Source organism: Myxococcus sp. AB025B (assembly GCF_006518215.1).
GTDB lineage: Bacteria > Myxococcota > Myxococcia > Myxococcales > Myxococcaceae > Myxococcus > Myxococcus fulvus.
This window is the reverse complement of sequence record NZ_SRLW01000154.1, coordinates 1-23,326: the sequence shown is the minus strand read 5'-3', so window position 1 is coordinate 23,326 and position 23,326 is coordinate 1. Positions and strand designations below refer to the sequence as shown.

Here is a 23,326-nt window from a genome sequence, read left to right as displayed (position 1 = left end):
AACGGGTTCGCCTCGACGGGAGCGCTGGTGTGTCCGGGCGCGGGCGTCGGGGGCAGGGCGAACGCGGTGGCCTCGCCGCTCGGCGACTCGACGTCGAAGGCGAACGGGTCCGCCTCCGGCTGGGGCTGTGCGGGGACGGGCAGCGAGTCGTCGGAGAAGTCGAAGTCGCGCGCGGTGCCGAGCGTGTCTGGCTGGCTGAAGGACGAGGACGGGTCCAGGTCCACGGGCGGCGCCAGCGCGTCATCGGAGAAGTCGAAGTCGCGCGTGCCGTTGGCTCGGGCGGGCGGGGCGGCCTGCTCCGGGAACGCGGCGTTGGGCATCGGAATGGCCACGACACGCGTCACGTCGCGGTCCTGGCGCGCAGGAGGCTCCGCGTCGTCGAAGCCCGTGCCGAACGCATCCGCCTGGGGCGCGGCGCCGGGCAGCGGAATGGCGCCGGCGTCGTCGCCGAAGGCGTCCTGGGGCGCGGCGCCGGGCAGCGGAATCGCGCCCGCGTCGTAGCCGTAGGGGTCGGCCTGAGGGGCGCTGCCGGGCAGCGGAATGGCTCCTGCGTCGTGGCCGAAGGCGTCCGCCTGGGGCGCGGCGCCAGGGAGCGGAATGGCCCCCGCGTCGTAGCCGAAGGCGTCCGCCTGGGGCGCGGCGCCGGGCAGCGGAATGGCGCTGGCGTCATGGCCGTAAGGGACGGCCTGTGGCGCGGCGCCGGGCAGCGGAATGGCGCTGGCGTCATGGCCGTAAGGGACGGCCTGGGGCGCGGCGCCGGGGAGCGGAATGGCCTCGGGACCCGCCCCCATGGCGATGGCACCCGAGGGAGCGGCGCCGGGCAGCGCAATGGCGCCGCCACCGAAGGCATCCGCCTGGGGCGCGCTGCCCGGAAGAGGGATGGCGCCGGCGTCGTCGCCGAAGCCGCCCGACTGGGGCGCGGCGCCGGGGAGCGGAATGGCCTCGGCGCTCGCACCCATGGCGCCGGAGGGCGCGGCGCCGGGGAGGGGAATGGCGGCGGCGGGCGCGCTGGCCTGTCCCGGGAGGGGAATGGCGGCGGCGGGCGCCGGAGCGCTCACGGCCTCGGCTTTGATGGGGAAGGTGGTCTGGCACCGGGCGCATTTGAGCTTCGCGCCACCCGGGGGGATCCGCTTGTCATCGATGTTGTAATTCGTCTGGCAAGACGGGCAGGAGACTTTCATGGGGTTCCTTCGACAGGACCGGCGCGGCGCAGGGTAGCAGAGGCGTTTCCAGCCCGGAAAGAACGCGCAAGCCCGCACTGCGGGCGTTGTTCCGCCCCCGCCTCCCCAGGCGAGCATCCGAGGGCCCCGTCGGCTCCGCGTTTCCGCCCACCGCGCGTTCGGCTCCCCCTCACTGGGAGGAGGTGGTAGGACCGACCCGGCATGGAACCCATCGTCATCCTCGGAGCGGGGCTCGCGGGCCTGTCCACCGCCCACTTCCTCCAGAAGCCCTGGCGCCTCATCGAGAAGTCCGAGCGCGTCGGCGGTCTCATCAAGACCGAGGTCATCGACGGGTGTTATTTCGACCCCACCGGCCACTGGCTCCACCTGCGCGACCCTGAAATCCAGGAGCTCGTCAACACGCGGTGGCTGCCGGGGCAGATGGTCCGCATCCAGCGCAAGGCGGGCATCTTCACGCGTGGCGTCTTCACCCGCTTCCCGTACCAAGTGAACACGCACGGGCTGCCGCCCGAGGTCGTCTCCGAGAACCTCATCGGCTACGTGGACGCCATCTACGGCGAGAAGGGCCGCGCCCTGCGCGAGCGCGAGCCCCGAGACTTCGAGGAGTTCATCCTCCGCTACATGGGCGAGGGCTTCGCGAAGAACTTCATGGTGCCCTACAACCAGAAGCTCTGGACGGTGCACCCGCGCGAGATGTCCGCCGCCTGGGTGGGCCGCTTCGTGCCGCGCCCCTCGCTCAAGGAGGTGGTGGACGGGGCGCTGGGCGCCGGCAGCGACGCGGTGGGCTACAACGCGTCCTTCCTCTACCCGCGCGAGGGCGGCATCGAGAGCCTGGCGCGCGCCATGCTGCGCGACCTGAAGGGCGGCGAGCTGAGCCTGAACACCGAGCCCACCTCCATCGACTGGAAGGCGCGCAAGGTGGTGCTGAACGACGGCCGGACGCTGTCGTACTCGGGCCTCGTCTCCTCCGTGTCCCTGCCGGGGCTGGTGCGGCTTCTCGCGCAAGGGGCCTCGGGCGTGCCCGACGAGGTGGCCGCCGCCGCGAAGCGCCTTCGCGCCACCACCGTCACCTATGTCGCCGTGGCCGCGCGCGGGCCCAACCGCCAGCCCTGGCATTGGATCTACCTGCCGGAGCCGGAGTTCCACACGTACCGCATCGGCTCGCCGTCGGCCGTCTACGACGCGCTGGCGCCCAGGGACACGTCCACCTTCTACGTGGAGTACAGCCACCACGGCGAGTTGGCCCCGGCCACCGCCGAGCAGTACGCGGTGCAGGACCTGCTGCGCTCCCAGATGATCCACTCCGCGGACGACGTCCTCTTCGCCCACGCGCGGGAGATTCCCCACGCGTATGTCCTCTACGACGAGGCCTACGGTCCAGCGAAGGCGGAAATCCTCCGTTTCCTGGAGCACGCCGGCATCCAGACGGCGGGGCGCTACGGGCAGTGGGAGTACTCGTCCATGGAGGACGCCATCCTCGGCGGGCGGGCCTGTGCCCGGACGCTGAACGGCTGACGGACGTCTGCGACTTCCGACGCATCTTGTCGACGGGTGCCGCGCGGCATGCTAGGCGGACCGGACTGTCGCTCGTCCGGACGTGATTCCATGGCACCGCACCTGTCCGTCGTCATCCCGGTCTACAACGAGGAGTCCATCATCGCCTCGGCGGCGGAGGAGTTGCGCCAGGGGCTGGATGCGCGTGGGCTCGACTACGAAATCATCTTCGCGGAGAACGGCTCGAAGGATGCCACCACGAGCATCCTCGATGCGCTGTGCGCGAAGCACCCTCGGATGCGCTGGTTCCACTCCGAGCGTCCCAACTACGGCGTCGCCCTCAAGGCCGGCATCCTCATGGCCCGGGGCACGTACGTCATCTGCGACGAAATCGACCTGTGCGACGTCACCTTCTACGACGCGGCGCTGCCGCGGCTGGAGCGGGGTGAGGCCGACATGGTGGTGGGCTCCAAGGCGGCCAAGGGCGCCAGCGACCAGCGCCCGCTCATCCGCCGCGCGGCCACGCGGGTGCACAACAAGCTGCTCAAGGTGACGCTGGGCTTCCAGGGTACGGACACGCACGGCCTCAAGGCCTTCCGCCGCGAGGCGCTCCTGCCCGTCATCCAGAAGTGCGTGGTGGACATGGACGTGTTCGCCAGCGAGTTCGTCATCCGCGCGTGGCGCGAGGGGCTGAAGGTGATGGAGATCCCCATCCAGCTCCACGAGAAGCGCCAGCCGTCCATCCACCTCTTCAAGCGCGTGCCCAACGTGCTCAAGAACGTGGGCAAGCTGTTCTACGTCATCCGCGTGCGCGGCACCTGACGCGAAGGGGAGGGCGCGCGCCGTGACGAGGATTGCGTCCATCTCCGTCGACCTGGACTCGCTGCCTCACTACTGCCGCATCCACGGGCTGCCGGAGTCGCTCCTGGACGCGCGCGCCCGCTCGCTGGTGCACCAGGTGGCGGTGCCTCGCTTCCGCGAGCTGTGGGACGCGCTGGGCGTGCCCGGCACCTTCTTCGCCATCGGCGAGGACCTGGAGTCGGACCCCGTCGCCGCCGCCGGCATGCGCGCCGCACACGAGGCGGGCATCGAGGTGGCGAGCCACAGCCACGCCCACGACTACGCGCTCACGCGCCGGGGACCGGACGCCATCCTCGCGGACCTGCGCCGCGCCGATGACGTCATCCGCCAGGCCACGGGCACGCGCCCGGTGGGCTTCCGCGCGCCGGGCTACACGCTCAACGCGGACCTCTACGCCGCCACCCAGGCGCTGGGCTACCAGTACGGCTCCTCCGCCTTCCCGGCCGCGCCGTACTACGCGGCGAAGGCGGCGGTGATGGGGGCGCTGGCCCTGGTCGGCCGGCCCTCGCGCTCGGTGCTCGACACGCCCCGGGTGCTGCTCGCGCCGCGCGCGCCGTACCGGCCGGACCCCGCGAATCCCTACCGGCGTGGCGCCGGCTCCGTGCTGGAGCTGCCCATGGCGGTGACGCCCGCGCTGCGCTTCCCGTTCATCGGCACCTTCGCCACCACGCTGCCCCTGCGCTCGCTGCGCGGAGCCTGGCGCGCGTGCCGGCGTGACGCCTTCTTCAACTTCGAGCTGCACGGGGTCGACGTGCTCGATGCGACGGACGGCATCCCCGGCGAGCTGGTGCGCCAGCAGCGGGACTTGCGCGTCGGCGCGGCGCGGAAGCTGGAGCGGCTGCGCGAAATCTTCGGCTGGCTGCGCTCGGAGTGCGACGTCGTCACCCTGCGCGACGCGGCCGGGCGCCTGTCCGCCAGCGTCTGAGCTTCAGCGCGCCACCGCGGGCGAGCCGAGCACGTCCACCACCGCGTCGTGCACGCGCCGGTCCGTGAGCATCCACGGGTGCAGCAGCACGGGGAACCTTCGCTCGCTGGCGCCGGGCAGCCGCGAGCTGGAGGCGGGGAGGATGGTCAAATCCCAGGGCGTCCAGAAGCTGTGCACCTCCGTGGCGCCCCAGGGGCGCGGGTCCTGCTGGAGCGCGCGCAAGAGCCGGCTGCCCGGGCGCATCTGGGTCACGCCCTTGCCGCGTCCCAGGAAGGCCAGGCCCGTGCCCGCGTGAGGCCCGGAGATGGAGATGAAGCGCCGCACCACCAGCCTGCCGCCCAACAGCTGCACCCAGTAGCGGCTGACCAGCGCTCCCATGCTGAAGCCCACCACGTCCACACGACGGGCGCCGGTGCGCGCACGCAGCGCCTCGGCCTCCCGCGCCACCTGCCGCGCCAACGCGGGGATGCCCTCGCTGCCGTTGTTGGGGACCAGGGAGATGGCGTGGACGTGCGGCCAGCCCTCCTGCTCCAGCCGGCCGCGCAGGGCGTCGAAGGCGCTGGCGTCGTCACCGATGCCGTGCACCAGCAACACCGGCGCGCGCTGCTCCACGGGCGCCCGCCGCGGCGACACCGCGAGGGACGACGCCGTCATGGCGCACCCCTCGCAGAACCACGCCAGGGCCAGCAGGACGAGCATCGCGCGCATGCAGGGCGGGACATGGCGATGTCACTCCCCGCTCGCAAGGGCCCCCCGGCGCATCCGTTCACGCGAGTCGATGGCGCACACCCTTCCCGTCACGCAGTGCACTCCCGGCTGTCCATGAAGGGCCCCATCGGCGTCCACGCGACGAAACGGCCCCGCCCGTCGCTCATTCCCCTCCCGCGGGAGCCTACACCCAGGCGCACCCCGGTCGCGCCAGCCCCCCGGCATCCCCGGGGATGGCCGCCCTTCACGGACTGTCCGGAGCCCAACGCCACGTCCCCGGGCCCGGGCCCTGCGCGGGGGAGGGTTTCCCCACTCCCGGTGGAAGGGCCGGTGGTGTAAAGAGCCGGGACCATGCTGGAGCGACTCGGCGACCGAGTGAAGAAGGGCCTGCGCGACTGGACCGACCGCCTGGCCAACGACGAGCAGAAGGAACGGATGCAGGCCCTGGCCCGGCCGCAGAACGAGTACGGGGTGGACCCCTTCGGGTACAACCTGGACTTCAGCCTGTCCGCCGTGGCGCCCTTCCTGTGGCTCTACCGCAACTACTTCCGCGTGGAGACCTTCGGCGTCGAGAAGGTCCCCGCCGGCCGCGTGCTGCTGGTGTCCAACCACTCCGGCCAGCTGCCGCTGGACGGCGCCATGATTGGCGTGTCGCTGATGCTGGAGGCAAGCCCCCCTCGTGCCATGCGCAGCATGGTGGAGAAGTGGGTGCCCTCGCTGCCGTACGTCTCCACCTTCATGGCGCGCATGGGGCAGATTGTCGGCACGCCGGAGAACTGCCGGCGGCTGCTCGAGTCCGATGAGGCCATCCTCGTCTTCCCGGAGGGGCTGCGCGGCATCAACAAGCTGTGGCCCCAGCGCTACCAGCTCCAGGAGTTCGGCCTGGGCTTCATGCGCCTGGCGCTGGAGACGCGCACGCCGATTGTGCCCGTGGCCGTCGTGGGCGCCGAGGAGCAGGCCCCCGCGCTCATGGACCTCAAGCCGGTGGCGAAGCTGCTGGGCTTCCCGTCGTTCCCCATCACCCCCACGGGCGTGCCCTTCCCGCTGCCCACGAAGTACCGCATCTACTTCGGGGACCCGATGCACTTCTCGGGGCGCCCCGACGACGAGGACAGCGAGCTGGACAAGAAGGTCCGCACCGTGAAGGCGGCCATCCAGTCCATGCTCCACCAGGGCCTCAAGGAGCGCCGCGGGGTGTTCTGGTGAGCGATTACGCCCGGAGTCGCGGGACCAAGAGAGTGCAACCATGAGACCGGCCGTCGTCGTCACGGGCATCAGCGGCAACCTCGGCCGCACCCTCGCCAAGCTCCTCCACAAGCACGAGCGCATCATCGGCATCGACCGGCGCCCCTTCGTGGGCCGGCCGAAGGACGTGGAGATGTACGAGCTGGACCTGCGCAAGAAGAAGGCCGAGGACGTCTTCCGCAAGAACGAGGTCCGCGCCGTCATCCACATGGGCATCATGCACGACCCGCGCATGAGCGAGGAGGAGCACCACTCGTTCAACGTCGTGGGCACCACGCGGCTGCTCGAGTACTGCGCGAAGTACGGCGTGAAGAAGGTGGTGGTGCTGTCCTCGGCCAACGTCTACGGACCCAGCCCGGACAACTCCAACTTCCTCACCGAGGACGCGCCGCTCATGGCGGCCAGCCGCTTCTCCGGCGTGCGCGACTTGATTGAAGTGGACATGCTGGCGCATGGCTTCTTCTGGAAGCACCCTCACATCGAGACGGTGATTCTCAGGCCCGTGCACATCGTCGGGCCCACCATCAAGAACGCGCCCTCCAACTACCTGCGCCTGCGCCACCCGTGGATGATGGCGGGCTTCGACCCGATGATTCAGCTCATCCACGTGGAGGACGTCGCCCGCGCCATGGTGGCCGCGCTCCGGCCGGAGCCCAAGGGCGTCTACAACGTGGTGGGCCCGGGCGAGGTGCCCCTGTCCGCGGTGATGCGTGAATTGGGCAACTCGCCCATCCCCGTGCCGCACCCGGTGGCCCGGCCCCTGTTGGGCATGCTCTTCAAGTACCGGCTGGCCAACTTCCCGCCCCCGGAGCTGGACCACATCCAGTTCCTGTGCGCCGTGGACGGCAGCCGCTGGGTGCGGGACGTGGACTGGAAGCCCCGCCACTCCATGCGCGAGACCATCCGCGCGGTGAACGGCGAGTAGCCGTCACTCCCCGGAGGAAAGTCCGAGGGTCCCCTGACACGGTTGTCGTGCCTGGCACGACGCCGAAGGCTGGACCCTCTGACACGAGTGTCAGGACCCCGACGGCCCCACCCCAGGACTGTCGGCGCGCCCTCCTCGCAAGCCCTTGAATCTCCAGGTGCTGCGATGCGGGCTGCCCCGTGCGCGGGGCGTGGCATCGCCATTGCTCTAGTGGCCGGCGTCACCGCGCGGCGACGCGGGCCTGTTCAACACACCGTCGCCCCGCTCACATGTCAGGGCGCTCCATGGGGGAGCTCCCGACGCCCATCGACTCGGCCGGCCCCGAGCCGATGGGCGGATTCTTGTAGGGCACTCCATTGGGGAGTTCCCGACGCCCACCGCCTCGGCCGGCCCCGAGTCGGTGGGCGGTTTCTTTTTCAGCGCAGCTCGTCCGCGAACGGCCCCTCGTCCTGACGCTCCAGCAGCCAGGTGCCGTGCTGGTAGACGAACTCCGACGTGACGACCGAGACGTGCTCGGACGCGGAGGGCAGGCGCATCCACTGGATGCGGCTCTGGATGAAGGCCCGCGTGCCGTCCTCGGACAGCTGCCCGTCCTCGATTTCGTAGTCGGTGATGGTCAAGTCCCGCTCGTCGTTGAGCGCGAGGCGGGCGTTGGTGAACGCCTTGCGCTTCTCCGGGACGATGAAGCGGGCCGCGGAGCGGAAGTCCTTCCAGCGGATGACCTGATGGAACTGCTCCACCGTGGGCTTGAGTTCTTCCAGGTTGGATTTCTTGGATACGGTTGCGCACCCGGACAGGGCCAGGACGAGGAAAAGGGCAGGCAGGCGATTCACGAGGGGGACGGTAGCATCCGGCGCCCGCCCCGGACGAGGGCGGGGTGCTATGGTCCGGCTCCCCCGCCCGAGCACCGGAGTCGCAAGCCCTCATGGCCAAGTCGATGGTGGAGCGCTACGAGCAGCTCCTCCGGCAGGACCCCACATCTTCTGTTTTCGTCGAACTGGCCAAGGCCCTGCTGGAGAAGGGGGACGCGCCGCGCGCCATCGAGGTGTGTGAGCAGGGTGTCTCGCACCATCCGTCCTCGACGGTGGGCCGGGTGCTCTGGGGCAAGGCGCTCATCCAACTGGGCCGCCCCGCCGAGGCGATGGAGCAGTTCGACCGCGCCATCGCCATCGAGAAGGACAACCCCTACGCCTACAACCTGATTGGCGAGGTGTTGCTCCAGCGCGGGCTGTACCGCTCGGCGCTGCCGATTCTGCGCAAGGCCGTGGCGCTGCAGCCCAATGACGGCCGCGTGAAGCTGTGGCTGGAGCAGGCGCAGCAGGCCCTGGCTGGTGGCCCGGCGCCGGTCTTCGCCGACCTGATGGGGCTGGAGAAGGCCGCGCCCGAAGAGGGTGAGTCCGAGCCCGACGCGGCCAGGCCCGAGAGCGCCGAGAGTGCTCCCGCCGGCGCGTCGCCCATGGCGGCCGCGAGGCTTCGCGCCGCCGCGCTCGGGGACGCCGCGAAGGCCGCGAGCGCCTCGGGGCCTGGGACCGCGAAGAGCGCGGGCGCGCGGGCCGCCGCGGACCTGGCGAGCGCCGCCGCCGCGGGTGGGGCCGCGGGCCCGGAAGACGCGGGCGCGCCGGGCGTGGATGCCGCGTCCTCGACGGAGGAGGGGGGCGCCCGGGCTTCTGGGCGAGCGGAGGGGGATGCGTCCGACGCGGCGGCCTCGGCGATGGGCTCGGATGCCGAGTCGTCGGCCGACTCCCTGGGGTTGATCGACCGGCAGGTGCCGGTGCTCCGGCCCACGTCGGGCACCCAGCTTCCGAGCCTGGAGCTGTCCCTCTTCGACGAGGAGGATGGGGCCCGCTCCCCGGACACGAATGCGCCGACGGGGGAGGGCGCCGACGCTGGTTCCTCCCAGGACGGTCAGGCGTTGGACCCGGCCGCCTTCGAGGGAGGCCCCGGTGCGTCCCCTGAAGCGGGCGCGGTGTCCGACGAGACCGGTGAGCAGGCGCTGCTGCGCTCCAGCGAGTTCACCACCGCGAAGCCGGTGGTCCCCGCGGTGTCCACCGACTCGACCGAGTCGGACGAAGAGCAGGCGCTGCTGCGCTCCAGCGAGTTCACCACCGCGAAGCCGGTGGTCCCCGCCGCGTCGGGCGGGCTGCTGGGGGATTTGCCTCCGCCCGAGCCCACCGCCGCCACGCCCGTCGTCGCGCGCGCGCAGCCCCAGGCGCGTGGCTCGGGCTCCAAGCGCTCGCTGCTGGAGGACCTGCCCGACGCTTCGGACGTCCCGGGCGCCACCGGCCGCGCGAAGGCGGGCGCTCCCAAGCAGGACACCGAGGCGCTCACCGCCGCCTACGAGAAGGAGCTGCGGCAGAAGCTGGCGCGCGAGGCGGCCAAGACGTCCTTCCTCAAGCGCAACGGCGTGAAGGTGGCCGGCGCCGCCGCGCTGCTGATGGTGGTCATCGCCGTCATCGTCGGCGTGGTGCGCATCCGCGCGGCCACGGGTGGCCAGACGCTGAACGAGGCCCTGGCCAGGAGCGAGGACCTCATCACCCAGGACACGCGCGCGTCGCTGGACGGGGCGCTGCAGCAACTGGACCGGGCGCTGGACATGGACGAGAGCAGCAGCCGCGCCTGGGCCCTCAAGGCCTGGACGCACGCGCTGCTCTTCGCGGACCACGGCCTGTCCCCGGAGGACCGGCTCAAGGCGCTGGAGGCCCTGGAGAAGCCCGGCGTGAAGGAGGCCGCGCCGGGGCTGGCGCTCGCCACCAACGTCCTCGTGGCGGATGACCGGGGCCGCGAGCCCGCGCGCCGCGCGCTGCTCGCCGCGACGGAGGAGAGCACGGAGGTCCACGCGCTGGCCGCCAGCCTGCTGCTGGCCGCCAAGGACGAGAAGAAGGCGCTGGAGCGCTTCGACCGGGCGCTGCGGGCCTCGCCGTCGAACGTGCGCGCCCTGGTGGCGCTGGGTGGCTACTACCTGGCCTCCGAGGACTTCCCGCACGCCATCGAGATGTTCGGCAAGGCGCGCACCAAGTCCCCCAAGCACCCCGTGGCGCGCATCGGTCAGGCCGAGGCGCGGCTCGCGCTGGAGCAGGACCTGGAGGCGTCGCTTTCGGACGTGGCGCCCCTGGCGGGAAGCCCCGAGCTGCCCGCCGCGCTCGGCGCCCGCCAGCAGCTGGTGCACGGCCGGCTCCTGTCCGCCGTGGGCAAGCACGACGAGGCCCGCGCGCTGCTCGCCAAGGGCACGCAGGGGCCGCTGGCCTTCGACTTCCAGCTCGCGCAGGGCGCGGCGAGCCGGGCCGCCGGGAAGCTGGACGCGGCGCAGTCCGCGTACGAGGCGGCGCTGAAGCTGCAACCCAAGAGCGACGAGGCCCGTGAGGGGCTGGGCCGCACGCTGCTGGACCGCGACCGCGAGCGCGACGTGCTCACCCGCCTGGAGGCGGACGGCGGCCGCAAGGTGGCGCTGGTGCGGGGCACCGCGTACGCGCGGCTCGGGGACTGGAAGCGGGCTCGCACGGAGCTCGCGCGCACGCGGGTGAACGAGCGCTACCCGCCGGAGGCCGTGTCGCTGCTCGCGCTGGCGGACGCGGCGGAGGGCAACGCGGCGCAGGCCCGCGAGCTGCTCGAGAAGGCGCTGGCCGCGAGCAAGCGCCCGCGCAACGACATGCGACTGGCGCTGGGGCAGGTGTACTGGCGTGAGCGCGCCTTCGACAAGGCGCAGTCCCAGTTCGAGGAGGCGCAGAAGGACCCCCGGGACTACGAGGCGTCGTGCTCGCTGGGTCGGCTCATGCTGGCGCGCGGCCTGCCGGACATGGCGCTCAAGCCGCTGACGCAGGCGGTGGAGCGCAACGGCTCGCACGGCGAGGCGCGTGACGCGCTGGGGCGCACGCTGCTGGCCCTGGGGCGCACGCCGGAGGCCCTCAAGCAGTTCGAGACCTGGCAGCTCGACAACCCGGGCAGCGCGGAGGCGCACAAGGGCTTCGCGCTGGCGCTCTTCCACTCGGGGCGTCGCAAGGAGGCCGAGGGGGCCGTGGGGCGCTCGGCGAAGCTGGCGCCGGACGACGCCGAGGCCCACCGGCTGCGCGCCGCCATCCTCTTCGCCTCGGGCGACGCGAAGGGCGGCTTCTCCGCGCTGGAGCGCGCCAACAAGCTGAACCCGAAGGACCCGGACACCTTCTGCGAGATTGCCCACGCGTTCCTGCGCCAGGGCAACCCGGACAACGCGGACGCGGCCTTCGCGGCGGCGCGGCGCGAGGGGCCGGATGCCACCTGCGGCCGGGTGGGGGAGCTCTACGCGCAGCTGCCCAGCGGAGGCCGTCCCGCGGCGCGGACGCTGGAGGACCTGGCGTCGCGCGCGCCCACCGTCTGGGACAAGGCCTTCGCCCAGGCCACCATGGCCCGGGTGCTGCTCGGGGCCGGCGCGGTGAAGGAGGCCCGGACGGCGGCGGAGGAGGCCGTGCGGCTGGCGCCCTACCAGGGCCGCTCGCACCTGGCGCTGGGCCTGGTGGCGCTCAAGCAGCGCCAGGAGCCCGTGGCCAAGGCCTCGCTCTTGAAGGCCGTGGAGCTGGAGCCCACGGATGGACTGGCGCACCTGGCGCTGGCGGACGTGCTGGTGCGCGAGTCGGCGGAGCTGCCCCGGGCGGTGGAGTCCTATGAGGCCTTCCTCCGACTGGCCGGAGGAAGCGAGGATGCGGGCCGCGTGAAGAAGGCTCTGCCGTCCCTCAAGAAGAAAGCGGCCCGCTAGCGTGAGGAATCCTCCCCCCGGCTCGGGGCCCGAGTCCCCGTTGCTGCGAATCATGTGGGGCAACGCCTTCCTGCTGTCGGCGCTCTACCTGTTGGTGGGCGTCGTGGTGGAGGTGGCGCTGCGCTATTTCCCCTCGCTCTTCCTCCAGCGTCTGTCGCTGTCGCTGGACTCGCTGCCCGCCAGGGCCCTGGAGCTGATGGGGGCGATGGAGCCCTTGCGCACGGCGTACTTCAACGGGCGCATCCCCGAGTACGCGGTCCGCCTGGTCTTCGGCCTCACCACGGTGGCGGTCATCTTCCTGCTCGCGCTGGTGGTGGGCACCGTCATGGGCACCCTGCGCCACCTGCTCTCCCGGCGCACCCGGGGCGCCTGAGCCCAGGGGCCCGCCGTCAGTCGGTGCCCAGCGCGCGCCGGATGCGAGGCTTCTTCGCGCGCGCCGCCGTCATGGGCGCCACCTGCGGCTCGTGTCCCGCGGCGCGGGCCATGAGGCAGATCTCCACCACCTTGGGCCCGAAGCGCTCCCAGCGGCTCTCCCCCGTGCCCTTCACCGTGAGGAAGCCCTCCCGGTCGATGGGGAGCGCCGCCGCCAGGCCCAGCAGCGTCGCGTCGTTGAAGATGATGAAGGGCGCGACCCCCAGGTCCTTCGACAGCTCCTTGCGCCAGCGGCGCAGCTCCGTGGAGGCCAGCTCGCTGTAGTTCGTCACCAGCGGCGCGGCGGCCGCGGCGCGGGCGCGCGAGGCGGACGGCCCGCCCGTCAGCAGCACCGGCATCTTCGCGGGCGCGCACACGTCGCAGTTGCCGCAGGAGGTCTCCACGTCCTGCTGGCCGAAGTAGTGGAGGATGGCACCGCGCCGGCAGCGCTGGTCCCGGTCCGCGTAGGCGTAGTCCGTCATCCGCCGCAGCAGCTGGAGGTTCTGCCGCTCCTGCTCGCGCACGTGGGACAGGTCCATGCCCAGCTCCCGGAAGGGCATCCGCAGGAGCGCGCGGATGGAGCGCCCCGAGAACGGCCTGCGCACCCGCACCACGCCCGCCTTCTCCAACAGCCCCAGCGCGTGGCGCGTCTCGTCCACCGACAGGCCGATGCGGCGCGCGAGGATGGTCAGCTCCGTGGTGGCCTGCCGGCCGATGGGGAACGTCTCCACGAGCGACTTGAGCAGCCGCTGCGCGTCCGGGGAGTGGGGGTGCGCGGCCTGGGCCTTCTCCGTCAACAGCACCCCGTGCTCGCCCTCGCCCCGGCCGCCGCGCTCGAGCTTCCCGGCGCGCTCGAAGATGCGCAGCGCCGCGGACACCTCGAACTCGCTGGCGTTCACCATGCCCGCCAGCACGTGCACGCCCCGCTCGAACTCCTCCACCGACTGGAGCACGCCCCACACGTCCGCGAGCACCGCCTCCGAGGGGTGGCTGCCCTGGATGAGCCGCTCCTGGGTGTACACGTCCGAGTGGTTGAACAGCAGCACCGCCCGCGCATCCCCACCGTCGCGGCCCGCGCGGCCTATCTCCTGGTAGTACGCCTCCACCGCGCGCGGGATGTTGGCGTGCGCGACGAAGCGGATGTCCGGCTTGTCGATGCCCATGCCGAACGCGTTGGTGGCCACCGCCACCGCGTCCGGGGTGGACATGAAGGTGTCCTGCGCCCGCCGGCGCGCGTCGTCCTCCATGCCCGCGTGGTACAGCACCGCCTTGAGCTTGCGCCCGTGCAGCTCCGAGAACACGCCCTCCGCGGCCCTTCGCGTGGAGCAGTAGATGATGCCGCTGCCCCCCAGCGCCGCCAGGCGCGCGCACGCCTCGTGCCGGTCCGTGTCCCCGCCCACCTCCTGCTTGCCGAGGAAGAGGTTGGGCCGGTCGAACCCCATGGCGAACTCGCGCGGCTCCTTCATCAGCAGCACCCGGACGATGTCCGCGCGCACCTCCGGCGTGGCCGTGGCGGTGAGCGCCACTGTGCGCGGAGGCCGCAGCCGCTTGCGCACCTGTCCCAGCAGCGCGTAGTCCGGCCGGAAGTCGTGGCCCCACTGGGAGATGCAGTGCGCCTCGTCCACGGCGAGCAGGTCCACGCCCACGTCGGTGACCATCTGCACGAAGCTCGCGCTGCGAAAGCGCTCCGGCGCCACGTACAGGAGCTTGTACTCGCCGCCGCGCAGCCGGCGCATCCGCTCCGCCCGCTCCAGGTCCGTCAGCGACGAGTTGATGAACGTGGCGGAGATGCCGCGCGCGGTGAGCTGCTCCACCTGGTCCTTCATCAGCGCGATGAGCGGCGACACCACCAGCGTCAGCCCCGGCAGCAGCGTGGCCGGCAGCTGGTAGCACAGGCTCTTGCCGGCGCCGGTGGGCATCACCACCACGGTGTTGCGCCCGGACAACACGGTGGAGATGACCTCCGCCTGTCCCGGACGGAACTGCGTCAGGCCGAAGTGGCGCACCAGGCCCTGCTGGGCTTCCTCGAAATAGGGCAGGGCCACCGACATCGCTCGCATGTCCACCATCCTGGTCCAGCCGTCAACGCAAACCACACCCCGCCGTTCCTCACAGCTCCAGCCCCGGCGGCACGGGGACGGCCAGGCGGGCCCTCCTCCGCGCCACCTCCAGCACCCTCAACGCCGTGGCCTCCGGCTCCACGCGGCCGTCCACCACCACATCCCCCTCGCGCGCGTCCGCCGGGAGCGCGGCTCGCTCCACCACGCAGGCCCGGCCGCCCTCCAGCCGCACCACCTGCGCCCGCGTGTCCTCGAGCAGCTCCACCTGCACCAGCCCCACCAGACATCCCGCCATCACCCACGTCCTCCCGCCGCGTTCCATTCCCGCTTCGCCTCCCACTCCCCGTCCGGGAGCAGGCCTCGCTCCAGCATCGACACGAAGCCGCCGTCGCCCACCACCAGGTGGTCCAGCACCTTCACGTTGAGCAACCTCGCGCCGGCCACCAGGTGCCGCGTCAGCGCCACGTCCTGGACGCTGGGCTCCGGGTCTCCCGAAGGGTGGTTGTGCGCCAGGACGATGGCCGTCGCCCGGGACACGAGCGCCGCGGCGAACACCTCCCGCGGGTCCACCGGGCACGTGTTCATGGTGCCCTCCGCCACCCGCGCGTCGTGCACCAGCACGTTGCGCGTGTTGAAGCACAGCACGTGGAAGACCTCGCGCCTCAACCCCGTGAGGCCCGGTGTCAGGTACGTGTGGATCTCCCGGGGAGAGCGCAGCCGGGGCCTGCGCTCCGGTGTCCGCTGTGCGCGCCTTCCCAGCTCCAGCGCCGCGAGCACCTGCGCCGTCCTCCGTGGCCCCAGGCCCGGCACGTGCGCCAGCTCCACCGGCTCCGCCTGCAACAGCGCCTTGAGCCCCCCGCAGCGCTTCAACACCGCGAGGGCCGCGTCCATCGCGCCCCGCGAGCCCGAGGCCACGCCCCACGCCACGCACAAGAGCTCCGGGTCCGTGAGTGCCCGCGCGCCCAACCGGAAGAGCCGCTCCCGGGAGGACTCGGCGTCCACTCCCTTCCGCGCGCCCGTCGACTCCTCACCCACCTCATCCGCCGCCCACGCCTCGCCCATCCGCCACCCCGTCCCGCCCACCTGCACCGGCGCGGCGATTGAGCAAGGCGTGTGCCCGCTGTCTCTACCTGGAGCGTGCCGTGCCTACCCATCCCGACCCGCGCGACAGCGGCCCGTCCGGCGGACTGTCACCGCCCCTCCACGGGCCTGCCGCCCGACGAGCGCCCGTGTCCAGGCTTTGTCTCAGAAGCGGGAGATGGCGAAGAACGATTTGATCTTGTCGTTCGTCTCGCGAAGTCGCTCGCTCAGCGTCCGGACGAACGTCCACAGCAGGACGTACGCCAGGTCCTTGTCGGTGAACATGAGCTGGTCCAGCTTGGAGCGCTCGATGACCCACACCGCGCAGCTGATGTGGGCGATGGCGTCGGCGGAGCGGGGCGAGTCCTCGATTACCGCCATCTCACCGAAGTACTGGCCGGGCTCCAGGATGGCGAGCGCCTCCTCGCCGATGCCGGGCACGGACTTGGAGATGCGGACCTTGCCCCGGGAGATGACGTACATCTCCTGGCCGGACTCCCCCTCGCGGAAGAGGAAGGCGCCCGCAGGGTAGTCCCTGGTCTGGCCGAGTTGAGCCACCTTGGCGAGCTGGCCCTGGGTCAAACCCTCGAACAGCGCAACCTTCTTGAGGAGCTCGGCATCCATGAGGCCAGCTTCGTATCACGTGCCCGAGGGCCTCTGGTACCTTCGCGGCCTCAACGAGACAAGAGGGAAGGAGCCACCCGTGGCGGAGGAGAAGATCAACAAGGTGACCATCATCGGCTCGGGGCCGGCGGGCTACACCGCGGCCATCTATGCCGCGCGTGCCAACCTGGAGCCCGTGGTGTTCGCCGGTGGGCCCACGCTGGAGCACCCCCAGCGCGTGCCGGGCGGGCAGCTCATGGTGACCACGGACGTGGAGAACTACCCGGGCTTCCCGGAGGCCATCACCGGTCCGGAGCTGATGGAGCGCTTCCAGAAGCAGGCGGAGCGCTTCGGGACCGTCATCCACATGGAGAACGTGGTGAAGGTGGACTTCAGCTCGCGCCCGTTCCTGCTGGAGAGCGAGAGCGGCCTGCGCGTGCGCTCGGAGACGGTCATCATCTCCACCGGCGCCACGGCCAAGTGGCTGGGCGTCAAGGGGGAGGACACGTACAAGAACCGCGGCGTGTCCGCGTGCGCCACGTGTGACGGCGCGTTCTTCAAGAACCAGGAGGTCCTCGTCGTCGGCGGCGGCGACACGGCGATGGAGGAGGCCACGTACCTGGCGAAGATCGTCAAGCACGTCACCCTCATCCACCGGCGCGACTCGCTGCGCGCGTCCAAGGTGATGCAGGAGCGCGCGCTCAACAACCCGAAGATCTCCTTCCTCTGGAACTCCGCGGTGGAGGAGGTCCAGGGCGACGCGAAGGGGATGTCCGGCGCCGTGGTGCGCAACCTCAAGACGGGCGACAGCCAGCTGCTCAAGGCGACGGGCCTGTTCGTCGCCATCGGCCACACGCCGAACACGGAGCTGTTCCAGGGCATCCTGGAGACGCACCAGGGCGGCTACCTCAAGACGGTGCCGGGCAGCACCCGCACGAACATCCCCGGCGTCTTCGCTTGTGGTGACGTGCAGGACAGCTACTACCGGCAGGCGATTACCGCCGCGGGCACCGGCTGCATGGCGGCCATCGACGCCGAGCGCTGGCTCATCGAGCACGGCGAGTAGCTAGCCCGCGCAGCGCCGCGTGACGCATGCTCCAGGCCGGCCCGCTCCGAACACGAGCGGGCCGGCCTTTTTCGCGTCGAGCCGGGCACACGCGCCCGGGAACGGACTCGAGGACCCTCTCTCATGAGCACGAAGCAGAAGACGCTGGCGGTGCACGCCGGGACGCGGCTGACGGGGAGCAAGGCGGTGCCCGTCTCGCCGCCCATCTGCGTGGCGGCGGTGAGCTGGTTCGACAGCAGTGACGAACTGGACGGCGCGCTGGACGGCAAGGACTACGCCTACGCCCGCATCAGCGCGCCCAACACCACGCTGCTGGAGGAGGCGGTGGCGGCGCTCGAGGGCGCCGAGGCCTGTGTGGCCTACGCCAGCGGCATGGCCGCGCTGCGCTCGCTGTTCGAGGCGCAGGGCTTGCGTCCCGGGGACAGGCTGGTGATGCCGGCCGACGGCTACGGCGTCACGCGCGCGCTCTACAAGAAGCTGTGCGCGGCGCTGGGCGTGGAGCTGCACGCGCTGAAGCTGACGGACGCGGACGCACCGGCGCGCATCCGGGAGCTCCGGCCCCGGCTGGTGCTGGCGGAGAGCATCACCAATCCGCTCCTGCGCGTGGCGGACCTGCGCGTCCTCGCGAAGGCGAGCCACGACGTGGGCGCGGCGTTCGCGGTGGACGCGACGTTCCCCTCGCCCATGGGCCAGCGCGCGCTGGAACTGGGTGCGGACTACGCGGTGCAGTCCACCAGCAAGTGGCTCAACGGGCACAGCGACGCGCTGGGCGGCACGGTGAGCGGCTCGCGTGAGCGCATCGACGTGCTGCGCGCCGCGCGCATCCTCGCGGGCGATGTGCTGGGGCCGTTCGAGGCGTGGCTGACGCTGCGCGGGCTGCGCACGTTGCCGGTGCGGATGAAGGCGCATGCGGAGCACGCGGCCCATGTGGCGAGGCGACTGTCGGAGTCGCCGCTGCTCGAGCGCGTCATCTACCCGGGGCTGCCCACGCACCCGGACCACGCGGTGGCGCGCGAGCTGCTGAAGGATGGCGGGCCCATGGTGTCGTTCGAGATTCGGGGCGCGGGGCGACCGGAGGCCATGCGCTTCCTGGAGGCGCTGAAGGTGGGGCGGCCCGGGCCCTCGCTGGGGGATGTCTGCACGCTGGTGATGCACGCGGCCAGCGCGAGCGCGCGGCGCTTCACGCCCGAGGAGCGCGAGGCGGCGGGCATCCGCGAGAGCCTCATCCGGGTCTCCGTGGGACTGGAGGACCCGGACGACGTGGTGGACGACCTGCTCCAGGCCGTGGCCCGTGGGGTGGCGCGATGAAGATGGTGGATGTCGGCGCGAAGCCGAAGACGGAGCGGGTGGCGGTGGCGACGGGGCTTCTGCGCATGCAGTCCGAGACGCGCGAGCGCATCCTCGCGGGGAAGATGGAGAAGGGGGACGTGCTCGCGGCGGCGAGGCTCGCGGGCATCATGGCCGCCAAGCGCACTCCGGACTTCATCCCGCTGTGCCACCCCATCGCGCTGTCCGGTGTCGAGGTGACGCTCCAGCCCGTGGCCGAGGGACTCGCCGTTCGCGTGACGGTGCGCACCGTGGACCGCACGGGCGTGGAGATGGAGGCGCTCACCGCGGCGTGCGCGGCGGCGCTCACCGTCTATGACATGTGCAAGAGCTCCGACCGGGGCATGGTGCTGGACGCGGTGCGGCTCGAGCACAAGTCCGGAGGCCGCTCGGGGACGTGGGAGCGCGAGCCGGGGAAGAAGGCCGCCGCGTCCTCGCGTACCGGCCGAAAGCGTTCCGTGCGGTAGGTGCTCGTCGCTGCTTCTCGGAAGTGGGCTCGACCTGTCGAACAAGGCCGGCTCGCCCTCCGCCAGACGGTCGACTCTCGCAAGGAGAAGGGAGCGCGAGCATGCGAAGGGTTCCCAACTCATCGGGCCCGTCACGCGGCGCCCTCCAGCTCCTCGGCCCTCGCGGCTGGCTCCTCGTGGTGAGCGAGAGCCAGTGAAGAAGGTCGGCCCGTCCTCCGCAGGACGGGCGGTCGACTCTCGCAAGGAGAAGGGAGCGCGAGCAGGAAGGGCTCCCACCTCCACGCGGCCCCCGCCAGCCCCTCGCCCTCGCGGCGCATGGGGCCCGAGGGCGCGCATGACCCCGACGTCCGGCTCTCGCGGCTGCTCCACCGCGGATGCCGCACACGAGCGTTCACCGCCAGCGCCGCGCGTTCGCGCCTGCATGGTCAGAACGGGTCATTCGCCCACGGCCCCGTGCGGGCAAGCCACTGTCCGCTGCGCGACGTCGCGACTGTGTCCCCCCTCACGTCGCACCCTGCACCCGTGCCCTTCGGGGCTCCCCCTTGTCGGAGGGGACTCCCATGTTCGGTGGGCCATGCACGCCTGCCGGGGCGTCCTCGGCCAGGGAGGAGGTTGGAAGGGTGCTCGACGACAGGACGACCCGCTCCACCCTGGCCCTGCTCGCGGCCGTGCTCGGCGTCGGCTGCAGCGCGGGTGAGGGCGCTTCGGAGACCCCGCAGACACTGGTGGCCGAGGAGTCCCACGCGCGCTGCGGCGCGAGCGCGGACCGGCGCTCCATCTCCAACGACCCGACGGACTGCCGCCACATGCTCTTCGTCTGCGCGCCCGGGGAGAAGCCCTTCCTCGACGCCTGCGGCTGCGGCTGCGAGCGTCAGTGAGCCCTACGGAGCCTTCGCCTCCGCGCGGAGCCGCTCCAAGAAGAACGCGCCCACCACCAACGAGTGGGTGATGCGTCCCTCCAGGATGAGCCTGGGTGCATCCGCGCGCGGGTGCAGCTCCACCGCGATGTCCTCGCCTTCGTCCTGCTGCCCCGCATGCGCCTTCACGCAGTCGAGCGCCAGGAAGCTGAAGCACCGGTTGTCCTGCAGCGCGGGATTCGGGTGCACCCAGCCGAGCGGAATCACACGACCCGCCACGTACCCGGTCTCCTCCTCCAGCTCGCGCGCGGCGGCGACGGCGGGGTCCTCGCCCTCGTCCACCATGCCGCCGGGCACCTCCAGCGTGTCCGCGCCCGTGCCGAAGCGGAACTGCCGCACCAGCACCAGCTCGTCGGCCGGCGTCACCGCGATGACGTTCACCCAGTCCGCGCAGTCCACCCGCACCCGCGGGTGCTCCAGGTTCGTGCGAGGGTCCGCCCACTGGTCCTCGCGCACCGTCAGCACCTGGTAGTCATGCTCCATCCCCTGGCGCAGTCGCAGCCAGGGCTTCACCGTCCGGGACATGGGCACTCGCTTCCGGGGCCCGCGACAGCGGCGGGCCCCTTCGCAATCAGTTGAGCAGGGCCGCGCGCTCGCGCAGCTCCTGCGCCGTCAGCTCCAGCCGCTCACGGTCCGGTGCCTCGGGGGACAGCTCCAGGCAGCGCTCCACGTCGCGCAGCGCCGCCCGGTACGCGCCCAGGTTCGCCAGCAGCGCCGCGCGCGTGCGCAGCTCTCCCGGATGGTCCGGCGCCAGGAGCAACAACAGGTCCACCACCGCCAGCCCGCGCTCGCGGTCCTCGCGGCCCAGGTACACCCGCCGCAGGTTCGACAGCATCCGGTACGCAATCAGCTCCACCGGCGCGGGCGCCAGCATGGACCGGTCGAACTTGAGCTGCGGGGCCACGCGCTTGAGCAGCTCCTCGCAGCCGTGCTCCGTGAGGATGTCCCCCTGGTGGAACGGGTCCATCACCAGCTTGTGGTCCCCCGCGTCGTGCGCCACCAGGAAGTGGCCGGGGAAGGGCACCCCGTACAGCGCGATTCCCGCCCGACGCGCCACCTCCAGGTACACCACCGACAGCGTTATCGGCAGGCCCAGCTTCCGCTCCAGCACCTGGTCCAGGAAGCTGTTCTCCGGCGAGTGGTAGTTGTCCTCGTTGCCCCGGAAGCCCTCGATGTCCGACAGCACGTGACGCAGCGCCCGCAGCGGGGCCAGCGCCTCGCCCTTGTCGTGGAGCCGCTCCGCCTCCACCTGCACCCGACAGGCGAGCACGTCCAGCATGTGCAGACACGCCGGCGCGTCCAGCTCCGGCCTGTCCAGTGTGGCAATCGCCAGCGCCGCCAGGTCCAGGCGGGGAGGCTCCGCGGCCAGCGCCGACACCAACCGTTCCCGGGCCAGCGGCGGGCTGAATCCTGTGGTCATGCTCACGGCGGCAACCACTAACCCACGACGAGCCCGACAGCAAAGGCAGGCGGCCGAGCGTCAGAAGGTGGGCGGCGCATAGGGCAACCTCCCCTTGATTTCGGCGCGCAGCCCCATCTGGGCCGAAATCAACCCCGCCAGGATTCCGTCCTCGAACTCGAAAGTCGGGTGTTCCTTGAGTTGGGGGAAGTCGTGGGGATTGCGGAGCTCCTCGGGGGTGATGTTGGGGACGGCCTCGCGGGCCAGGCGCAACACCTTCGCCTGCTGTTGGGAAATCATCCGCTCGAAGAGCTGGGCGGACAGCTCCAGCATGTCCTGGGCCACGTCTTCCTTCATTGCGTATCTACTCCTGGGCGATGTCCCACTTGGCGCGGCGGTAGCTGTAACGGAAAGCCGCCGCGTCCGCCTCTTTCGCGAGCCCCTCGCCCTCCCGGCCGTCCAGGAAGGCGACGAAGTCCAGCTGGCGGTCCTCCCGGCCGAACTCGGCGTCGAACAGGCGGACCAGCTCGTTGGCGGGCAGGGTGCGCCGGCCGACGACGTCGACCAGGGGGATGGAGAGCCCCCGCAGCTCCTTCGAGGGCGCGTAGGACTTCCACACCAGCTCCGTGCACACCAGCGTCTGGTCGGAGAAGAAGTCGAAGTCGAAGTCGTAGGGGCGGCCCTGGTAGCCGAAGGCCCGGAGGATGGCGCGCGCCTTGTCCACGCGCGTCAGCCGGGGGCGCATGACTCCCAGGTAGTCCACGCGCATGCCGTGCTCGGGGCCGGTGAAGCTGACGCCCTCGCTGATGGACTCGATGATGCGCAGGGCATCTCCATGCGTGTCGGTCTGGTTGTACGCGGCCCACTTCGCGGGGAAGGCCGTGGCCAGGTGGCCGGTGAAGCTCTGGGGCTTGCCCTCGAGCGTCGCGAGCCAGGCCTTCACGTCCTTGTCCTCGTCGAAGTAGGCGGCCAGCTCCTGCTGGGTGCCCACGTACAGCTCCGCGTGCGGCCAGAAGCCCGGCAGGCCGATGTTGGAGAGGTACCAGTTCTGACGGGCCACCAGGATGTCACCGGGCTCCATGCGCTCGAGCAACGCCTGCACCTGCGCGCGGGAGATGAGCGGCTGGCCGGAGCGGTGCACGCGCGTGTCGCCCATCCACTCGGCCACCGCGCGCTGCACGGGGAAGAAGGCGCGCTGGGCGCTGTCCTGGGTGAGGTCCGTGGCGGCCTTGGCGAAGAGCACCGGGCCGCGCTTGATGAGCAGCCCCCTGGCCACCTCGCTGTTGAGCTTCATCTCCCGCATCACCCACGGGACGCGCGGCGCATCCAGCGCGCCGGCCTTCACCAGCAGCGGCCGCAGCTGCTGCTTGTAGCCGTCCCCGGTGAGCAGCTGGGTGGTGGTGCCCACGTGGATGACCTTCTCCTTGAAGCGGGCGAAGGCGCGCGCGGGCAGGCCGTACTCGGGGGCGGGCTCGTCCAGGAGGACCTCCAACTGCTTGCGGCCTCCGGTGAGCTCCGCGAACGTCAGGCCGTGGGCCAGCTCCGTGGTGAGCGCGCCGTGGGTGAGCAGGAAGCCCCAGGCGTGCTTCTTCGGCTGGGTGAGCAAGGGCTCCTTCACGAAGTCCCAGTAGCGCTGCCGGATGACCTCGGTGGAGAGGAAGTAGTCGAAGAAGGCGGCCCACGTGGTGAGCAGGCGCTGCTTCTGGTCCGGCGTGTACGGCTCGCTCTGCTTCTGCAGATACAGCGCGCGCGACGTCTTCACCTCCTCCGACAGCCGCCTGAGGCCCTGGGCGTAGCGCTCCAACTGGCGCAGGTCCTCCTGGGCCTGGGCCACGAAGGCGTCGTCCTCGAGCGCATAGACGCTCTGGGGAGGGGCGGCGGGCGCCTGGGGAGGCGGACTGGCGACGGTGAGCCAGGCGAGCAGCAGGGAGG

At 71.5% G+C, this 23,326-nt stretch carries 22 protein-coding genes; 11 read left to right on the top strand and 11 right to left on the bottom strand.

The genetic code is table 11. The annotated features are described in order from the left end of the window. A partial coding sequence (locus FL311_RS24450; RefSeq protein WP_194869351.1) for a zinc-ribbon domain-containing protein occupies positions 1 to 1,181 on the bottom strand: 1,181 nt, incomplete at its 3' end. A 201-nt stretch (positions 1,182 to 1,382) separates the two neighbouring features. On the opposite strand from FL311_RS24450, the gene FL311_RS24445 reads away from it, so the two are divergent. From FL311_RS24445 to FL311_RS24435, 3 genes are all read left to right on the top strand, one after another. Next, positions 1,383 to 2,696, top strand: a complete 1,314-nt coding sequence (locus FL311_RS24445) for an NAD(P)/FAD-dependent oxidoreductase (RefSeq protein WP_141328447.1) — start codon at positions 1,383 to 1,385, stop codon at positions 2,694 to 2,696. Positions 2,697 to 2,786: 90 nt separating this feature from the next. Continuing rightward, positions 2,787 to 3,497 carry a glycosyltransferase family 2 protein gene (locus FL311_RS24440; protein ID WP_141328445.1) on the top strand — a complete coding sequence of 237 codons (711 nt, stop codon included), beginning with the start codon at positions 2,787 to 2,789 and terminating at the stop codon, positions 3,495 to 3,497. A gap of 22 nt (positions 3,498 to 3,519) precedes the next feature. Beyond that, positions 3,520 to 4,461, top strand: coding sequence for a polysaccharide deacetylase family protein (locus tag FL311_RS24435; protein WP_141328443.1), 942 nt, complete (start codon positions 3,520 to 3,522; stop codon positions 4,459 to 4,461). 3 nt (positions 4,462 to 4,464) lie between these two features. On the opposite strand, the gene FL311_RS24430 is transcribed toward FL311_RS24435, so the two are convergent. Beyond that, a complete protein-coding gene (locus tag FL311_RS24430) occupies positions 4,465 to 5,169 on the bottom strand; it encodes a triacylglycerol lipase (protein ID WP_223750563.1) in 705 nt (234 codons plus the stop codon). 351 nt (positions 5,170 to 5,520) lie between these two features. Between FL311_RS24430 and FL311_RS24425 the strand changes: the two genes are divergently transcribed. Then, entirely contained in the window at positions 5,521 to 6,375 is an 855-nt protein-coding gene (locus tag FL311_RS24425; protein WP_141328441.1) for a lysophospholipid acyltransferase family protein, read from the top strand. A gap of 40 nt (positions 6,376 to 6,415) precedes the next feature. Then, the gene (locus FL311_RS24420) at positions 6,416 to 7,339 is read left to right on the top strand and encodes an SDR family oxidoreductase (protein WP_141328439.1); all 924 of its coding nucleotides are present in this window, start codon (positions 6,416 to 6,418) and stop codon (positions 7,337 to 7,339) included. A gap of 416 nt (positions 7,340 to 7,755) precedes the next feature. Here the strand turns inward: FL311_RS24420 and FL311_RS24415 are convergent, their stop codons facing one another. Next, on the bottom strand, positions 7,756 to 8,079 hold the full coding sequence (locus FL311_RS24415; RefSeq protein WP_228557044.1) for a hypothetical protein: 324 nt from the start codon (positions 8,077 to 8,079) through the stop codon (positions 7,756 to 7,758). A gap of 185 nt (positions 8,080 to 8,264) precedes the next feature. Between FL311_RS24415 and FL311_RS24410 the strand changes: the two genes are divergently transcribed. Further along, complete coding sequence (locus tag FL311_RS24410; RefSeq protein ID WP_141328435.1) at positions 8,265 to 12,065, top strand: tetratricopeptide repeat protein; 3,801 nt, start codon at positions 8,265 to 8,267, stop codon at positions 12,063 to 12,065. A gap of 52 nt (positions 12,066 to 12,117) precedes the next feature. Then, positions 12,118 to 12,438 (top strand): hypothetical protein, encoded by a 321-nt coding sequence (locus FL311_RS24405; RefSeq protein ID WP_141328453.1) that lies wholly within the window; start codon positions 12,118 to 12,120, stop codon positions 12,436 to 12,438. 16 nt (positions 12,439 to 12,454) lie between these two features. On the opposite strand, the gene FL311_RS24400 is transcribed toward FL311_RS24405, so the two are convergent. From FL311_RS24400 to FL311_RS24385, 4 genes are all read right to left on the bottom strand, one after another. Continuing rightward, the gene (locus tag FL311_RS24400) at positions 12,455 to 14,545 is read right to left on the bottom strand and encodes an ATP-dependent DNA helicase RecQ (protein ID WP_141328433.1); all 2,091 of its coding nucleotides are present in this window, start codon (positions 14,543 to 14,545) and stop codon (positions 12,455 to 12,457) included. A 40-nt stretch (positions 14,546 to 14,585) separates the two neighbouring features. Next, entirely contained in the window at positions 14,586 to 14,831 is a 246-nt protein-coding gene (locus FL311_RS24395) for a hypothetical protein (RefSeq protein WP_046712148.1), read from the bottom strand. Beyond that, the gene (radC, locus tag FL311_RS24390; protein WP_141328431.1) at positions 14,831 to 15,598 is read right to left on the bottom strand and encodes a DNA repair protein RadC; all 768 of its coding nucleotides are present in this window, start codon (positions 15,596 to 15,598) and stop codon (positions 14,831 to 14,833) included. Before radC ends, FL311_RS24395 begins: the two co-directional genes overlap by 1 nt. Positions 15,599 to 15,781: 183 nt before the next feature. Beyond that, on the bottom strand, positions 15,782 to 16,240 hold the full coding sequence (locus tag FL311_RS24385; RefSeq protein ID WP_141328429.1) for a cyclic nucleotide-binding domain-containing protein: 459 nt from the start codon (positions 16,238 to 16,240) through the stop codon (positions 15,782 to 15,784). Between the two features lie 79 nt (positions 16,241 to 16,319). Between FL311_RS24385 and trxB the strand changes: the two genes are divergently transcribed. The 4 genes from trxB (at position 16,320) to FL311_RS24365 (ending at position 19,956) form a co-directional block, all read left to right on the top strand. Further along, positions 16,320 to 17,285 carry a thioredoxin-disulfide reductase gene (trxB, locus tag FL311_RS24380; RefSeq protein ID WP_141328451.1) on the top strand — a complete coding sequence of 322 codons (966 nt, stop codon included), beginning with the start codon at positions 16,320 to 16,322 and terminating at the stop codon, positions 17,283 to 17,285. Positions 17,286 to 17,408: 123 nt separating this feature from the next. Next, the gene (locus FL311_RS24375) at positions 17,409 to 18,593 is read left to right on the top strand and encodes a PLP-dependent aspartate aminotransferase family protein (RefSeq protein WP_141328427.1); all 1,185 of its coding nucleotides are present in this window, start codon (positions 17,409 to 17,411) and stop codon (positions 18,591 to 18,593) included. Then, on the top strand, positions 18,590 to 19,078 hold the full coding sequence (gene moaC, locus FL311_RS24370; RefSeq protein WP_141328425.1) for a cyclic pyranopterin monophosphate synthase MoaC: 489 nt from the start codon (positions 18,590 to 18,592) through the stop codon (positions 19,076 to 19,078). Before FL311_RS24375 ends, moaC begins: the two co-directional genes overlap by 4 nt. A 620-nt stretch (positions 19,079 to 19,698) precedes the next feature. Continuing rightward, entirely contained in the window at positions 19,699 to 19,956 is a 258-nt protein-coding gene (locus FL311_RS24365; RefSeq protein ID WP_141328423.1) for a hypothetical protein, read from the top strand. A 3-nt stretch (positions 19,957 to 19,959) separates the two neighbouring features. Here FL311_RS24365 and FL311_RS24360 read toward each other — a convergent pair whose 3' ends face one another. The 4 genes from FL311_RS24360 to FL311_RS24345 are packed head-to-tail and all read right to left on the bottom strand — an operon-like array spanning position 19,960 to position 23,321. Continuing rightward, positions 19,960 to 20,520, bottom strand: coding sequence for an NUDIX hydrolase (locus FL311_RS24360; protein WP_141328421.1), 561 nt, complete (start codon positions 20,518 to 20,520; stop codon positions 19,960 to 19,962). Between the two features lie 46 nt (positions 20,521 to 20,566). After that, a complete protein-coding gene (locus tag FL311_RS24355; RefSeq protein WP_228557043.1) occupies positions 20,567 to 21,415 on the bottom strand; it encodes a SirB1 family protein in 849 nt (282 codons plus the stop codon). A gap of 60 nt (positions 21,416 to 21,475) precedes the next feature. Beyond that, positions 21,476 to 21,751, bottom strand: coding sequence for a hypothetical protein (locus FL311_RS24350; protein ID WP_046712155.1), 276 nt, complete (start codon positions 21,749 to 21,751; stop codon positions 21,476 to 21,478). A gap of 7 nt (positions 21,752 to 21,758) precedes the next feature. Next, positions 21,759 to 23,321 carry a YiiX/YebB-like N1pC/P60 family cysteine hydrolase gene (locus tag FL311_RS24345; protein WP_228557045.1) on the bottom strand — a complete coding sequence of 521 codons (1,563 nt, stop codon included), beginning with the start codon at positions 23,319 to 23,321 and terminating at the stop codon, positions 21,759 to 21,761. Positions 23,322 to 23,326 lie beyond the last annotated feature (5 nt).

What these genes read in the sequence shown, in the direction of transcription:
- FL311_RS24355 (WP_228557043.1), bottom strand. Translation starts at nt 21,415, where the DNA reads ATGACCACAGGATTCAGCCCGCCGCTGGCCCGGGAACGGTTGGTGTCG.
- FL311_RS24420 (WP_141328439.1), top strand. Translation starts at nt 6,416, where the DNA reads ATGAGACCGGCCGTCGTCGTCACGGGCATCAGCGGCAACCTCGGCCGC.
- moaC (WP_141328425.1), top strand. Translation starts at nt 18,590, where the DNA reads ATGAAGATGGTGGATGTCGGCGCGAAGCCGAAGACGGAGCGGGTGGCG.
- FL311_RS24425 (WP_141328441.1), top strand. Translation starts at nt 5,521, where the DNA reads ATGCTGGAGCGACTCGGCGACCGAGTGAAGAAGGGCCTGCGCGACTGG.
- FL311_RS24385 (WP_141328429.1), bottom strand. Translation starts at nt 16,240, where the DNA reads ATGGATGCCGAGCTCCTCAAGAAGGTTGCGCTGTTCGAGGGTTTGACC.
- FL311_RS24350 (WP_046712155.1), bottom strand. Translation starts at nt 21,751, where the DNA reads ATGAAGGAAGACGTGGCCCAGGACATGCTGGAGCTGTCCGCCCAGCTC.
- FL311_RS24440 (WP_141328445.1), top strand. Translation starts at nt 2,787, where the DNA reads ATGGCACCGCACCTGTCCGTCGTCATCCCGGTCTACAACGAGGAGTCC.
- FL311_RS24375 (WP_141328427.1), top strand. Translation starts at nt 17,409, where the DNA reads ATGAGCACGAAGCAGAAGACGCTGGCGGTGCACGCCGGGACGCGGCTG.
- FL311_RS24405 (WP_141328453.1), top strand. Translation starts at nt 12,118, where the DNA reads ATGTGGGGCAACGCCTTCCTGCTGTCGGCGCTCTACCTGTTGGTGGGC.
- FL311_RS24445 (WP_141328447.1), top strand. Translation starts at nt 1,383, where the DNA reads ATGGAACCCATCGTCATCCTCGGAGCGGGGCTCGCGGGCCTGTCCACC.
- FL311_RS24400 (WP_141328433.1), bottom strand. Translation starts at nt 14,545, where the DNA reads ATGGTGGACATGCGAGCGATGTCGGTGGCCCTGCCCTATTTCGAGGAA.
- FL311_RS24430 (WP_223750563.1), bottom strand. Translation starts at nt 5,169, where the DNA reads ATGCGCGCGATGCTCGTCCTGCTGGCCCTGGCGTGGTTCTGCGAGGGG.
- FL311_RS24360 (WP_141328421.1), bottom strand. Translation starts at nt 20,520, where the DNA reads ATGTCCCGGACGGTGAAGCCCTGGCTGCGACTGCGCCAGGGGATGGAG.
- FL311_RS24395 (WP_046712148.1), bottom strand. Translation starts at nt 14,831, where the DNA reads ATGGCGGGATGTCTGGTGGGGCTGGTGCAGGTGGAGCTGCTCGAGGAC.
- FL311_RS24410 (WP_141328435.1), top strand. Translation starts at nt 8,265, where the DNA reads ATGGCCAAGTCGATGGTGGAGCGCTACGAGCAGCTCCTCCGGCAGGAC.
- radC (WP_141328431.1), bottom strand. Translation starts at nt 15,598, where the DNA reads ATGGGCGAGGCGTGGGCGGCGGATGAGGTGGGTGAGGAGTCGACGGGC.